This is a genomic window from Crenothrix sp. (genome assembly GCF_043729335.1).
Classification (GTDB): domain Bacteria; phylum Pseudomonadota; class Gammaproteobacteria; order Methylococcales; family Methylomonadaceae; genus Crenothrix.
On sequence record NZ_JAYTLQ010000060.1, the window covers coordinates 96,926 to 112,022 of the forward strand.

Below are 15,097 nucleotides of genomic sequence, written 5' to 3' on the forward strand. Positions count from 1 at the left end.
GTTATTAACCGGTATTTCTCATTCCTGCTGCAATGGCATTGATGCTCCGTAACAAGGGCTTCAACCAAGGATTATCCTCAGTGTTTTCAAAATCCACAGACCGTGCCTGGCGTAACAAAAACACTTGCAAGTAATTGAGCGGCCCTAAATAAGCATCACGGCGGTGCAAGGAGCTGGCTAAAACCGGATTTTCCGCCAGTAATTGCTTGGTGTTGGCAATGGCTAAAATCCATTCCACGCAGCGTTGATGCTCACTGGCAATCAGGCCATAAATACGCTGGCCTGTGTCAGGGTCAACACACAAGCTGGCATATTCTTTGGCAATGCCCATATCAGATTTGCTCAGTGCCATTTGGGCATTGCTCAATAAATTGCGGAAAAACGGCCAGTCACGGTACATGGTTTGTAAGGTGGCCAAGCGTTCTGGTTTGCCTGCACACCAAGTCGCCAAGCTGAAACCAATGCCATACCAAGCCGGAAACGTCTGACGAGATTGCGCCCAAGCGAATACCCAGCCTATCGCGCGTACCGAATTTTTAGAGCGATCCTGCTTTTTGCGGTGCGAAGGCCGCGAGCCAATATTAAGCTGGCCGATTTCCCCCACCGGTGTGGCTTCGTAAAAATAATCTAAAAATCCTGGGGTGCGTTCGGTCAGGTCACGGTAACTTTGCTCGCCAATGTGCGCCAGATCATCCATGATGGCCAAATGTTCAGGCTCATCACGACGCACCGGTTGCACCAGGCTGAGGCTGGCTTTCATCAGTCCGGTAATACCCATCGTCAGTTCGTAGATGGCGGTTTCCATGTTGTTATAGCGGTAAAACAACACTTCGCCTTGCTCGGTAAATTTGATTTGCCCGCGCACCGTGTCGGGCGGCTGCGCCAAAATGGCTTCATGGGTAGGGCCGCCGCCACGCCCGACTGTACCGCCACGGCCATGAAACAACAGGCATTTAATACCGCGTGGCTCAGCCAGGGCGATAATTTTACGCTGTGCTTGCGACAGTCCCCACGCGGAAGCCAAAATACCGCCGTCTTTGCAGGAGTCTGAATAACCGAGCATGATTTCTTGGCGGTCACCCGATACGCGCAATAATTCACGGTAGGTCGGGGTGTCAAACAATTGGCTCAGCACGTTGTCAATGCGGTTTAAGTCATCAATGGTTTCAAATAACGGACTGACCCCGATGTGGCAATACCAACGTCCGCCCAAACGCCCGACTAAGCCATTTTGTGCCGCCAGCAGCATCACTTCCATAATATGGCTGGCGGCATGGGTCATGGAAATGACGTATTTCCCAAAACAACCGGCAGCAATTTCCCGGCGCATCATCGCCATCACCTCAAAACTGGCCAGGGTTTCACGGGTAGCAGCCGATAGGTTGGCACTGTCGTATAGCAAGCCGCCAGGCGTGGCGATGGCTTCACTGAGCAAGGCCAGACGCTGGTTTTCATCCAGGGCGCTATAATCCAGCCCCAACGAGGCCTGTAAAATATCAGCAACCGCGTCACTGTGGCGGGTGGATTCTTGCCGGACATCCAGCTGCATCAGATGAAAGCCAAAGGTTTCGGTCAGGCGGATTAAATCGTGCAGTTCCAAGTTGGCGATGTCGGTATCACCGTGGCTACGTAGCGCGGTGTCTATTAAATGTAAATCCGCCAGAAACTCGGCTACATTGGCATAACCGTAGTTATCGGGCAATACCGACTCGCCACGCAGACGTTGTTGTACCTGGGTTAAGCTGCGCCCCATGCGGTATTTCATGAGTGCCAGTTTGTGCCGGTAAGGTTCTTGCAAATAGGGTTTTTCCAGCTCAATAATCAACGCCCCCAATTTGCTACGGTCTGCTGTCAGACTGTTGATAAAATCATCTGATGGCTCACAAAAACCATAGGAATGCGAATATTCGCCGTGCAAAACCTCCAGCCGCCGTATGTATTCTTGCAACACGGTTTGTGCCTGTAAGCGTAAGGCCAGCACGGTGGTTTCTGGGGTGACATTGGGGTTGCCGTCACGGTCGCCGCCTATCCAGCTACCGTATTGCAAAAAGCTGGGGATACGCAGGGTAGCCGCAATGTCTTCGCCATACACATCAACCAACGAGCGTTCAAAATTGCGGTACACGCGTGCGGTGGCCTGGAACAGCGACAGCGGAAAATAAAACAAGCCCGCATCAATTTCATCGACGACGGTCATTTTTCGCCCACGCACTTCGTCAGTTTTCCACAGCAGTTGAATTTGTGCTTGCAAACGCTCAAGGCCTTCTTTACGCAGATAGCCTTTCAGGCGTTTATCGCTTAGTGATTCGTGGGTGACAAACACATTACGTAAGGCATTTTTTACTGTGCGGCGCTTGGCTTCGGTGGGGTGTGCGGTCATTACCGGCAAATACAGCAATTCATCCAGCAGCAACTGGAGCTTATCCGCCGTCACCCCTGAATCTTTGAGCGCCAACAAGGTGTCATGGAAGGAGTTGGGCCAATAATGCCCACCTTGCTCGGCTTGTCGCCGCCGTAAGTCCAAATAGTAGGATTCCTCGACGATATTGAGTAAGCTGAAATAATGGTTAAACACTCGCACCACGCCGCTGATCGCATCTACATTCAGCTTTTCTATACTGGTGCGTAATTGGTTCAGTTTGCTGGTATTACCATCGCTCACCCAACCGGCAAAGCGGTTTTGCAGTTGATCAACGGTGGCGCTAATTTCAGGGTGGGTTTGATCGTTCAAAACCCGCGTTAATACCGAGCCCAAAAGGCGGTTTGAACGGCTTAAGTCGTTGTCGTTATAGGAGGTTGTCATAGTGGATTATCTTTGTAAGGTTAGCGATTTAAATTTCTAAGGCCACAAACGGGCGCTCAGGTAACGACAAAGCGGCACGTTGTTCGGTCAGCAACTTAAATTGGCATATCTGTGGGTCGTAGCCAAACACTTCACCGGTTTCAATCTTATAAACCCAGCCGTGTAATTTAATTGTACCTTGCGATAGACCCGATGCAACCACAGGATGGGTGCGTAGGTTTTCCATCTGCATCAGCACGTTTTCTTGGGTAGCCACATTGAGTAATGCCGCATCGCCCAGATGGGCATATTTATCACGCACAATACGGCGAGTGGATTCTGCATGGTGCAGCCATTGGCTTAAGGCGGGAAAGTCGGTTTGTGCAGGCGGCGCAAGCAGGCCTTTCATGGCGCCGCAATGGCTGTGGCCACAGACGATAATATCTTTAACACCCAAGCCTGCGACAGCAAATTCAATCGTCGCCGCCTCGCCGCCTTGCAATGCCCCGTAAGGTGGCACCAAATTACCGGCATTGCGTAAGATGAATAATTCGCCAGGCTCGGTTTGGGTGAGTAAGTTGGGGTTAATGCGTGAGTCGGAACAGGTAATGAACAAAACCTCCGGTGTTTGGCCTTCCGACAGGCGTTCGAACAATTCGCGTTGTGAGCCGAAAACCGTGGTTTGATAATGTTGCAGGCCTTGTAGTAACTTTTGCATGACATGTCCTGGTAGTTAAATGACTTGATAACAGTGTACACGGTCATTTATTTATTGAAAAATAGAATGTTTAGAAGAATACTATCGTAAATTACGAACTATTGGCCTACTATGCAGCGCATCAATTATCAACATCTGTTTTATTTCTGGCATGTCGTCACCGAAGGCAGCATTACTGCGGCTTGTGAAAAGCTGCATCTCGCCCAGCCGACCATCAGTGGGCAGTTGACAGTATTTGAGCAGGCGATAGGCGAAAAATTATTCTATAAACAAGGCCGTAAACTGCAATTGACCGATACCGGACGCATTGTTTTTCATTATGCTGAGGAGATTTTTGCTTTAGGGCGTGAGTTGGGCAATACCTTAAAAGGCTTGCCGACTGGCAGGGCATTACGCTTAAGTATTGGTATTGCCGATGCGTTGCCCAAATTGGTGGTTTATCGGTTGATGCAGCCGGTGTTCCAACTGCCGGAACCTGTGCAAATTTTCTGTTATGAAGATAAGGTGGAACGTTTGTTGACTGATGTGTCACTGCAAAGTATTGATCTGGTGCTGTCCGATACACCGCTTACCTCTAACAGCAATGCCAATGTATTCAACCATCTATTGGGTGAGTCTTCGGTGACGGTGTTTGCAACTGCTGAATTGGCAGCCATTTATCGCCCCAATTTTCCGCGTTCTTTAAGTGGCGCGCCGTTTTTGCTGCCCACCAGCAATACGGCACTGCGCCGATCTTTAGACCAGTGGTTTGACAGCGAAAGCATCCGACCCAACATTCAGGCCGAAATTGAGGACAGCGCGTTAATAAAAACCTTTGGCAAAGGCGGCATGGGGCTGTTTGTTGCGCCCACCACGGTTGAGGCGGAAATTCAACGCCAGTATGTGGTGGAAGTGGTGGGGAGAATTGCGGCGGTCAAAGAGCGTTTTTACGCAATTACGGTACGTAGGCAACTTAAGCATCCGGCGGTGACGGCTATTTTGGATAATGCGCGGGATAATGTGTTTTGATCTCTCATGTTCAGTTGACAAGTCGCCTATTAATTTAACGGATCATGCTCTTTATTTTTTCTCGGTGACTCATCGGTCTCTACAAAGGCTTGATCAGTTTTTGAATGAGTGGTATGGGGACTGGATGTTGCTTGTGCTTCTTTATAAATATTAGGCACTTCACCCGGCTCGTCAGCTAACCAATCCTCCCATTCATCCTCATTAAGCGTATCGGCTATTTCAGAGAAAAACATATCTTGGCTGCCATCATCAGTTTCAAGCCAGGTATTGGCTTGGGCTGCATTTGAAGATTCGTGGCCGAAGTTATAATCCAGAGTTTGTACAGCACGCCGCGTGGTTTTTGAGACTCTTTTTAATTCCAGCAGCAATTCGCGTTGCCTTATTTGTAATTCTCGAATAGCTGTTTGTAGGTTGTTTAGTGCAAAACCAAGATAAATGAATAGCCCAGAAAAAACAAACCAACTGATTTCACTTAAAAACATGCCAAACATGGGTTCGGTAAGGCGTAAAACAATTAATCCGATACCAATCAATATCCAGTGCATAACTACCCCATAAAATCGCGCCTAATAGGGTCAATTATTTCAGGTTTTCTGTACAATTATCAAATTATTTTTATAGCGCTGTAATCTTTTTGCAAAAACGATGAGTTCGTGAGGAAAGGGGTTTGTGATCCGCGTAAAAGTTAAGGGTGACAGATATGTCGCGGTGAGAAGTTTAACCCCGCCTTGTGAATGGGGAGTAATGTTTAACGGAAAGAAATAAAAGAAAGAGTCAGTCTATAAGCCGGGTTTTGTCGCGAGCAGCCATTCATCTAGGCCGAAAGTCACCCTTCGGCTCAAGCAATCTACCCAGGAACCGCGCGGGCCACGCGTCTGTCCCTCTATTTGATCTTGCTCCGGGTGGGGTTTACCATGCCACCGCTGTTACCAGTTGCGCGGTGCGCTCTTACCGCACCTTTTCACCCTTACCCAGCCCCTGAATTATCTATCTTGTGTTTAAACACAAATAGACAAAAAATTCAGAGGCTAGGCGGTTTATTTTCTGTGGCACTTGCCGTAAGCTCACGCTTCCCAGGTATTACCTGGCACCCTGCCCATTGGAGCCCGGACTTTCCTCTACCGTTATCTTGCGATAGCAATAGCGACTGCTCAACCGACTCTTTCTGGTGTCATTATAACTTACATTTGGCTGATTGCGTAATTCATAATTCTCAATAAAATAGTATCTATTCGCCCCCCCTTTAAAAAAGGGGAATTGATGGATGGAAAGTATTTTAAAATATCAGATTACATAATTAACGGTGATTTATAGAGAATAATACATCCCATTCCTGCTGTTAAATTAATGTAGAGACGCAAGATTTTGCGTCTCTGTGGGGTAAGTTATTCGTAGGAAATCAAGCTGTGGAACCTCCAAAAAGCTACTGTTAAAATAGACCGTTGATGCTTATCATTTTTGGGGCTTGGTATTAGAGTCATTTTTAAAAATACGGAAAATACTGCGATTTAATTGCTCTTGTGAGCGCGTCAGCATGTCTTGCAGGCGTTTATTCTCAGTTTCCAAATGGCGGGCTTTCTTTTCTTCTTCGCGGATTCTGTCTTTTTGTTTTTGTTGGTCTTGTTGAAATTTTTCCGTTTGTTCTTTAAATTCATCAAGACTGCTGTCTTTTATGCGCATTGAGGCTTCAAAATCCGCTAATAATTTTTCCAGGCTGCTGATTTTAGCTTCTTTGTCTTGCACTTCGCGCTTGGATTTTTGGGCGTTTTCCAGGGCAATTTGCATTTGGTCATTACGAGAGCGCAAAATAACCTCCGAAGAATAGTTGCCTAATTCATCACTGCTGATGTCTTCATTGATCTGTGCGGCATTAATGAGTTCGCACAGCAATTCCAAATCTTCTCTGGCTCTACGTGCAGGTTTAGAGCGGCCTTCTTTATCGGTAATAATTTCCCGTGAATCGCAATACGGTTCAAAAGGGAAATCTGATGCCAGTAAGTCAGATACTTCATCACGCCGCCATACACAAGACAGGCAAAAATAAATGATCAAAACAAACAAGCCATTGTTACGGTTAGCGCCCATTAACACCGTGGTAAAGTTGGCATCCATGGTCAGTACATGATCGACAATTTGTTGGATGCGTTCCGGATGGGCCGGATTAGCCTTGGCAGTAAAATCTTCGCGTTTATAGTCATGCGCTAAAGGCATGAGCACATCTTTTTGCCAAAGCTGACTTTTGTTAGCGTATTTACCGCGTTCTTTGATGGCGGCAATAAAGCCGTTGAGAAAAATTTGGCTGCGAATTAAGGTGGATAACTCATGAAAAATACGCTCTCGGCTGGACTTTTCTAAATAGAATTCACTGTGATTACTGGACGGGCTTTCTTTGTTGAGATACTGTTTTCTTAAATATAAGCCACGGATAAAAAACATGTACAGGACTAAAATGCCCAGCCCAAAAATATCGGTAGCCTGACTCCATTGTTTGAATACACGATACCGGGAAATGGCAACATTTTGCAGCTTGCTGATGATACTGGCTTCATTTTCGGTTTCTTTGTGTTCAATCAATACCCGATCCAGCACCACTTCATAAATTCGCGATACCACAACATGGTTGGCTTCTACGCGTTCAACATCAAAAATAAATTCGCGCAATTGAATGCGGTCGCCTTTGCCAAGCTTGCCTAATTCGCGCAATGGTTTGCCGCGCGCATCTTTAAGCAATAAAGATACCGGTTCTTCGTAAGTGCGGCGTTTCCAGAGAAATTCCAGTTTGTAATAACCATCGCTGCGTTTGGATAAGCGCACCATATCCGCATCTTCAAACTCTACGGATTCAACCCGTTCCGGTGCGTAGAAAGGCGTTACGCGTCCACCGCCTAAAGGCGCTGGTGGTGTTTGCGTTACGCGTCCATCGGGTTCGGTTGAGTTTGACGACACATGGCCGTAGCCTAAGCCTACGTCGATCCAACGAAAGTGATCGGGCAGCAGCACATCTTCTTCCGATAATTTGGCCATGATGTTAGCAGGGCGAGGATCACCGTGTATCAAACCTTTGGTATGTAATGCGCTTAAGCCTAAAGTGAGCGTCCGTGCTAATGACAGCCAGGTAATGGGGCGCCAGCTTGATAATAACCTTGCATCGGACATGGGGCTGTTTTCAGCGCCAGGATCAGGGGGAGCGGTGGTGTCATCGTCCAGTAAGCCGGTCAGTAAGCGTTCCATATCCGAAGTCATCCAGCTATAAAGACAAATCGGCAGATTAAACCACCAGCCTCCAACATCTTTGCGGGTATAAGCTTCTTCTATAATACTGCGTCCTAGGCTACGTAATTTGCTGGCTGATTTTTGAGCATTAATTTCTGCTTCTTCGTGGGCTTTTCGGTTTTTTTGTTTACGTTTACGTAAGTCGGGCAGGTATAACAAGGTTTCTAAGGTATCACTTCTGTCTACCGCGCGATTTTCAATATCCAGACTGGTAAAACGATCAATTTCCGCGTATAGATCTTTGGGTTCATAACCTACCTGATGTAAATAATTGGCAAATTCCAGCGGCCATGCCTGTTTTTCTGATACCAGTGCCAAGCTGTATTTTGCATTAGGCGACAAGTAAAAGCCGACATAGCACGGGCTGCGATCGCCGCCAGGAATGGTGGCATGATAATTCGGTTTTCCAGGGCGTAGCATACATTTTGCACCCCCTAATCCCGAAAGATCGGCGGCTTTTTCGGCTTGTATGCCTTCATGATAGGAAATTTCTGCGATATGGAAATTTAACAGTTCATCCAGTTGCAGCAAACGTGGAATACGAATCGCATCGGCACTGTTTAAGCCATCTTCTTTAATCTTTTTGGCCGAGCCTGCATAGAGAATAATCCCCATAGTACCTTCGGCAATTGGGCCTATAAACTCCCCACTGTCTTTATCAACAAACAACGCAGTGCCTTGAAAAATTTCAATTTGCTCTGCGAGCTGAATGCTTTCGGTAAGCTCCATCAAGCGTTTGTCGCTTTGTGACACGACTTTTGGCTTTAATGCACTGGCGTCGTCTTTGGCCGTAACGGCATCTTTAGTATCTTGAAATCTGTGCTTTGTAGACAAGGGCTTCTCCCAAATTTGAAACTTTATGAGCCACATGGATGCCTTTTATCTCTAGGCATAATGTGAGGGGCGGGTGCGGGATATTTTAAAATATACTTTTTTAAAAATTCTAGATAATACCTTCTCAAATTTTAAAAATATCAGTAATACAATTACCTAGCAACTTATTTGCCATATAAAAATTATATTTCTAACGGCCTGTTTTAATAAAGAAATAACCAAGTGACAATAAAGCTCGCCAACAATAACGTAAATTATTCTGACAAAAGTATCATAAAAAATACAAAATAAATACTTTGAACGTTGTTAATTGTAACCAATTGATAAGTGAATCATTTAATTTTAATAATTTCAGGGTATACCCATAAATCGGCAAATTTAGTCTATGTAAAAATAGGTTATAGCTTCTATACAGAGAGGTATTGACCAGCTGTCATTTTTTTTTACACAGTCATCGTCACTGCAATAACTATGACGCGCGGTTCCGCCAAGGTCTTATATTAAAACTCGTTTCCCAGAACAAGATTATTGAAAAATCGTGCCAATTTAAGGCTTAACGCGGTGCAATTGTTTAAATACGGTTAATTTCCTGTTGATTAATACAGTGTATTATTGCAAACTTGCCGGTAGGCATTTGGTTCAATACTGGGAGATAAATTATGAAGATAATCACGGCTATCATCAAACCATTCAAAATGGATGATGTGCGCGAAGCGTTATCTGAGATTGGCATTGCCGGTGTAACGGCAACTGAAGTTAAAGGTTTTGGCCGACAAAAAGGCCACACCGAGCTGTACAGAGGGGCGGAATATGTAGTCGATTTTTTGCCCAAGGTTAAGCTGGAAATTGCAATTGCCGATCACATGGTGGATAAAGCCATTGAAGCCATTGTTAACGCTGCCAGCACCGGAAAAATTGGCGATGGTAAAATATTTGTAACCAACTTGGAACAAATTGTCCGTATCAGAACTGGCGAAACAGGCGAGGATGCCATTTAACGTCCCCTACAATAATTATAATAAAATCATGTCAAAAATAAACTCTAAGCTTTTAGTGAGCTTGTTTTTGCTGCCAGAATTTGCACAGGCGGCAGAATTAAATCAGGCTAATACTGCCTGGATTTTAACATCGACAACCCTGGTGTTGTTTATGACTATTCCAGGTTTATCGTTATTTTATGCGGGGTTGGTGCGCAGTAAAAACGTCTTGTCGGTACTTATGCAATGTTTTGCTATCACCTGCTTGGTGTCTATACTTTGGCTGGCAGGCGGTTACAGCTTTATTTTTGCCAATGGTGGCGAGCTGCAAAAATATATTGGTGGTGCGGCAAAAGTATTTTTGCCCGGTATAACTACAGGCTCATTAACAGGCGACATCCCTGAAAGTGTGTACTTTATGTTTCAAATGACCTTCGCTATTATCACGCCCGCCTTGATTGTTGGCGCGTTTGCCGAACGGATGAAGTTTTCGGCGATGTTGTGGTTCAGTGGGTTATGGTTAATGATTGTGTATGTGCCGGTTTGCCATTGGATTTGGGGTGGTGGTTGGTTAGCCGATTTGGGTGCGATGGATTTTGCTGGCGGCATTGTTATCCATGTTAATGCGGGCGTTGCTGCATTGGTGTCTGCCTTAGTTATCGGTAAAAGAAAAGGTTTTCCGACTACTGCCATGCCACCCCATAACATGACAATGGTGGTGACAGGTGCAGGTATGTTATGGGTAGGTTGGTTTGGTTTTAATGCCGGTAGTGCGTTAACGTCAGACGGACGCGCTGGTATGGCCATGTTGGCGACCCATATTGGCGCAGCTTCCGGCGCTTTAACCTGGATGTTTATTGAATGGCTGCGCTATGGCAAGCCTAGTGTATTAGGTATTGTGACCGGTATGGTGGCAGGATTAGGCACGATAACACCGGCTTCAGGTTTTGTAGGGCCGATCGGTGCATTAGTAATAGGCGTTACCGCAGGCATCGTGTGTTTTTACGCCACACAAATTGTTAAACGCAAGTTAATAATCGATGACTCGCTCGATGTATTTCCCGTCCACGGTATTGGCGGTATCACCGGGTCTTTGTTGACAGGCGTATTTGCCGCCAGCAGTTTGGGAGGTTTAGGTTTGGCGGAAGGCGTCACTATAGCGCATCAAGTGGGTGTGCAAGCGCTGGCCGTTGTTGTTACCATTGTTTGGAGTGCATTGTTCAGTTACGTTATTTTAAAGTGTTTGGACAAGCTTATCGGATTGCGTGTGACTGTGGACGAAGAAGTGCAAGGGCTTGATACTGTATTGCATGAAGAAACTGGCTATCTCGATTTATAAGATGGCTGTATAAGGCTAATGTAAAAAGGCGGCTTCTCAACACGGAGAGGCTGCCTTTTTTGTTTGCAGGTGGTGCAGGTATTTAAAAGCGGATGAGGTCTCATGGGTAATATTGGCTCAATCAAAACCAGCTAGCTAAGCTTTTTCGTGTCTTTCGTACCGCTTAAAAGCGCCTACTTTTGGTTTTCGTAGACAATCTGTAATATCAGTTATTCAAATGATCAAGGTGGGGCGAGGTAGTATGGAAATTCCAAGCATAGCATCTAAAATCATCAAGATTTTTGCCATTATTATTGCAGTGGTTGCGCTCTATGGGTTAATGGGTTTTGTGATACTCCCCAAAATCCTCACGGCAAAATTGCCGGATATTATTCACCAGCAAACCGGCAGGAAAGCATCCATTGCTAAAATTGCCTTTAATCCGTTTAATTTGCGATGTCGTTTGCAAGGCTTCAACATACAAGAAAAAAATGGCTCGCCCTTTGTCAGCTTCGACAGTTTCGCCACCAAAATTAACGCCTGGCAATCCATTAAACTAAAAGCATTAGCCATAGAAGAAGTCACGTTAACCAAGCCGTTTGTCCATATTGCCCGATTAAAAAACGACGGCTTTAATTTTGCCGACATTTCCAAAAATAAACCCGAAAAGAAAAAGTCGGACAGCAAAATTTTTCCGGTCAATATTAACAAAATAGCCATTATTGATGGCAAGGTGTTTTGGGAAGATCATCATCTGGATAAATCCGTCCAAGAAAAAATTAATCCTATTAATCTTAATATTGATAACTTTACTACCCATGCCGATCATGAATCTAAACTGGGTATTACACTGGTTTTAAATTCGGGTGGCAAATTGGAGTGGAAAGGTGAAATTGGCGTTAACCCGATTGCATCGCATGGGCAAATTAAGCTCGATAAAATTAAATTACCCGTTCTGCTGGCGCTAGCGTTGCCCAACAAACCCGCTTTTGATTTACAAGGCTATGAGCTGTTCAGTGCTGATTATAAACTCAATTACATCAAAGACAGCTTAAAGCTGACGCTCAGCAAGAGCAAGCTTGATCTGCGTGATGTGAAGTTTTCTAAAAAAGTCCCGAACCCTATCGTTATTAATATTCCAAGCTTAACCTTGGCTGCTGATTACAGCATTGACCAGACAAAAAATCATTTAAAGCTTAATACCGATAAACTCAAATTAGCCATTCAGGACTTTCAGTACGAACAAAAAGGCCAGACGGCGCTGTTGCTAAAAATTCTCGACATTACCCACGAAGCTAATATCGTTGTCAGCAAGGTCGAAAACGTGCTGCAAGTGACCACTAGCAAAGATAAAATGGCGGTGCGCGAGCTGTATTTTGCACAACAAGGCGCTGATAAGAAAATCATTAAAGTATCTAGCTTGTCACAGAAAACCGATTTTAAGCTTAATAAAACGGATAAAAGCTTAGACATCAGCACCGCTAAAAGTAACATTGAGATACGCGATCTGAGTTTTGACCAGCACGGTGACACAATCCGGCGTATTGAAATTCCGGTTATTAGCCACGAAGCGGATATTCAATATCATCAAACCGACAATAATTTGCAAATAACCAGCAATAAAGACAAATTGGATGTACGTGATATCCATATTGAAGAACAAGGCGCTAATAAAAGGTTAATTAACATTCCGATCTTTAGCCATCAAACCGATATTAAATATAGCCAGAACGACAAAGGCTTGCAGGTAAATGTCAATAAAGCCAAGCTGGATATCAGCAATTTTGATTTTAAAGACAGTGGCCAACATAAAATGGCGGTAAAAATACCCAGTTTTAGCCATGAAACCGATATGCAGTTTAATTTTGCGGATAAAATCTGGCAAGTGGCTGCCAATAAAACCAAAATATCCAGCCGGAATATCCAGCTTTCGGGTATGGATATCGCGCCTATCCTGCTTAAAACAACTGAAATTGCGTTAGAGGCTGCCTATAAAACCGATAATAAAGATAACGGCTTTAATTTTGTTGCCAGCAAAGGCAGTGGCGCATTGCAAAAACTACAGTTGGATGATACCGACCACAAAACGACCCTGGCTAAAATCAGTGCTTTTGGGTTCAGTGGCTTAGGCGTTAATCTTAAAAACAAAGAGCTGGTCTTGGAATCGGTGAGCGGAAAAAATGCTGATTTTAAAGCCTGGCTTAATGCCGATAAAACCATTAACTATCAAACTTTATTCGTAACGCCTAAACATAGCACGCCACGCCGTGAATCCAAACCTGTTGCTGTGGTTAAAGCACAATCTGACTCGTCTTGGAAAATCAAAGTCGACAAACTTGCACTAACAGATTTTGGTGTGGACTTTGAAGATAAAAGCTTAGCAAAGCCCGTTACGATGAGTGCCAGACCTATTGATGTGCAGTTAAAAAACTTTACTAATAAAACCGGCGTTGCATTGCCATTGCAGTTGAGTGTGGGCATTAATAAAACCGGATCTATAAAAGTGGACGGCAATGCAACAATACAGCCTTTTTCTACCCAGTTAAAGGTAGCGGTCACTGATATCGCTTTGGAAAAGTTTCAGCCTTATGTCGATAAATTTGCCCGGTTGGACATTATTGAAGGTAATTTTAATGTCGATGGCAAGCTCGCGCTGGCTAAAAAAACCGACACTATGGATGTTAAATTTAAAGGCAATACCAATATTGCCAAGCTGTTAACGCGTGATCAGCTGGTTAATAAAGATTTTGTAAAATGGGAGAATGTGAGTTTAAAAAATATTGATGCGGATGTACTGGGCAATCGTTATATTGCCGACGCTTTAATTATGAATAAACCGTATGCTAGGGTGACGATTAGAAAGGACAAAACGGTAAATTTTAAAGATATACTGATTTCAGAGGGTAAAAAAATAGAAGTTGCCACTAAAAAAACCCTGGATAAAGCTGATATAAACCCCCGTAAACAGCCTTATTTCAAATTAAATACCGTTAAAATCATCGATGGCGCATCCGACTTTTCGGATTTTTCCTTGATTCTGCCATTTTCCGCACCCATTAAAAATCTTAACGGTGGAGCTAGCGGTATTTCTTCAGAACGAGTTTCTAAAATGACGCTTGCTTTGGAAGGTAACACTTTTGAATTATCGCCGGTAAACATCAAGGGTTCAATCAGTCCTTACTTGGGTAATTTTGATATTAAAATGAAATTTGATGGCATGCCCATGCCGTTGGTATCGCCTTACATGGTGCAATTTGCCGGCTATAAAGTCGAAAAAGGCAAGTTAACGCTGGGGCTGGAATATGCCATCGAAAATAAGCAGTTGGTTGCCGCGAACAATATTTTAATCGACCAGCTTGAACTGGGTGAAAAAGTTGAAAATCCCAATGCGGTGTCTTTACCTTTAAAATTGGCCGTAGCCCTATTAAAAGATTCCAGTGGCAAAATAAAAATTGATGTGCCGCTTACCGGTAGCCTAGAAGATCCTAAGTTCAGTATCAGTAAAATTCTAGGCGATGCTTTCCTTAATCTGCTGACTAAAGTTATTGCTTCGCCTTTTAATGCGATAGCCGGGTTAGCCGGTAGCAGTAATGCCGATTTAAGTATGGTTAGCTTTGCGCCAGGCACCGACATTTTAATGCCTGAAGAGATGAAAAAACTGGATAATATCGCTAAAGCACTTAAAGAACGGGCTAGTTTAAATATTGAAATCAAAGGTGCGGCATTTCAGGAACAGGATTGGCCTATGTTGCGCGAAGATGCTTTACATGCCCGACTAAAAGGTCTTAGGGCTAATGAAGTTAATAAGGGCAGCAGTAAAAAAACCTTATCGGAATATGTTTATCTGTCTGCTGATGACTATAACCGTTTACTAAGAGATGTGTTCATTGAGCAATATCCTCAACTGGGCAAAATATCCCTTTTTGGTACGCCAAAACTGATTGGTAATGAAGATGCCGATTTTTATGCCTTTGCCAAAAAGAAACTGTCAGAATCCATAGAACCCGATCTCAGACGTTTAAAAGATTTGGCTACCGACCGCGCCGAAGCCATCGCTAAATATTTGGTGCAAAAGACAGGCATACCCAATGAACGTATTTATATTTTGGATACAGTAGTTAATCCAGAGCGCAAAGACAAGGCGATAACCAGCCAGTTATCGTTAAATGCCAATTAATCAACTCGCT

The 15,097-nt window shown here is 44.3% G+C and carries 8 protein-coding genes and 1 other RNA gene; 4 read left to right on the plus strand and 5 right to left on the minus strand.

The genetic code is table 11. The features are described from left to right. Nucleotides 1–4: 4 nt before the first annotated feature. Complete coding sequence (ppc, locus tag ACHZC4_RS14935; RefSeq protein ID WP_394754667.1) at nucleotides 5–2,803, minus strand: phosphoenolpyruvate carboxylase; 2,799 nt, start codon at nucleotides 2,801–2,803, stop codon at nucleotides 5–7. A gap of 28 nt (nucleotides 2,804–2,831) precedes the next feature. Next, nucleotides 2,832–3,500 carry a carbonic anhydrase gene (locus ACHZC4_RS14940; RefSeq protein ID WP_394754668.1) on the minus strand — a complete coding sequence of 223 codons (669 nt, stop codon included), beginning with the start codon at nucleotides 3,498–3,500 and terminating at the stop codon, nucleotides 2,832–2,834. A gap of 111 nt (nucleotides 3,501–3,611) precedes the next feature. Between ACHZC4_RS14940 and nhaR the strand changes: the two genes are divergently transcribed. Then, complete coding sequence (gene nhaR / locus ACHZC4_RS14945) at nucleotides 3,612–4,508, plus strand: transcriptional activator NhaR (protein WP_394754669.1); 897 nt, start codon at nucleotides 3,612–3,614, stop codon at nucleotides 4,506–4,508. A 29-nt stretch (nucleotides 4,509–4,537) separates the two neighbouring features. Here the strand turns inward: nhaR and ACHZC4_RS14950 are convergent, their stop codons facing one another. The 3 genes from ACHZC4_RS14950 to ACHZC4_RS14960 all read right to left on the minus strand — a co-directional run bounded on the left by ACHZC4_RS14950 (nucleotide 4,538) and on the right by ACHZC4_RS14960 (nucleotide 8,615). Next, a complete protein-coding gene (locus ACHZC4_RS14950) occupies nucleotides 4,538–5,053 on the minus strand; it encodes a hypothetical protein (RefSeq protein ID WP_394754670.1) in 516 nt (171 codons plus the stop codon). A 221-nt stretch (nucleotides 5,054–5,274) separates the two neighbouring features. Then, nucleotides 5,275–5,671: RNase P RNA component class A (gene rnpB, locus ACHZC4_RS14955), an RNA gene on the minus strand. A gap of 289 nt (nucleotides 5,672–5,960) precedes the next feature. Continuing rightward, nucleotides 5,961–8,615, minus strand: a complete 2,655-nt coding sequence (locus tag ACHZC4_RS14960) for a hypothetical protein (protein WP_394754671.1) — start codon at nucleotides 8,613–8,615, stop codon at nucleotides 5,961–5,963. Nucleotides 8,616–9,274: 659 nt separating this feature from the next. Here ACHZC4_RS14960 and ACHZC4_RS14965 point away from each other — a divergent pair. The 3 genes from ACHZC4_RS14965 to ACHZC4_RS14975 all read left to right on the plus strand — a co-directional run bounded on the left by ACHZC4_RS14965 (nucleotide 9,275) and on the right by ACHZC4_RS14975 (nucleotide 15,087). Continuing rightward, nucleotides 9,275–9,613 (plus strand): P-II family nitrogen regulator, encoded by a 339-nt coding sequence (locus tag ACHZC4_RS14965; RefSeq protein ID WP_394754672.1) that lies wholly within the window; start codon nucleotides 9,275–9,277, stop codon nucleotides 9,611–9,613. Nucleotides 9,614–9,641: 28 nt separating this feature from the next. Beyond that, a complete protein-coding gene (locus ACHZC4_RS14970; RefSeq protein WP_394754673.1) occupies nucleotides 9,642–10,931 on the plus strand; it encodes an ammonium transporter in 1,290 nt (429 codons plus the stop codon). Nucleotides 10,932–11,172: 241 nt separating this feature from the next. Further along, nucleotides 11,173–15,087: a DUF748 domain-containing protein gene (locus ACHZC4_RS14975; RefSeq protein ID WP_394754675.1), complete on the plus strand. Its 3,915-nt coding sequence runs from the start codon at nucleotides 11,173–11,175 to the stop codon at nucleotides 15,085–15,087. Nucleotides 15,088–15,097 lie beyond the last annotated feature (10 nt).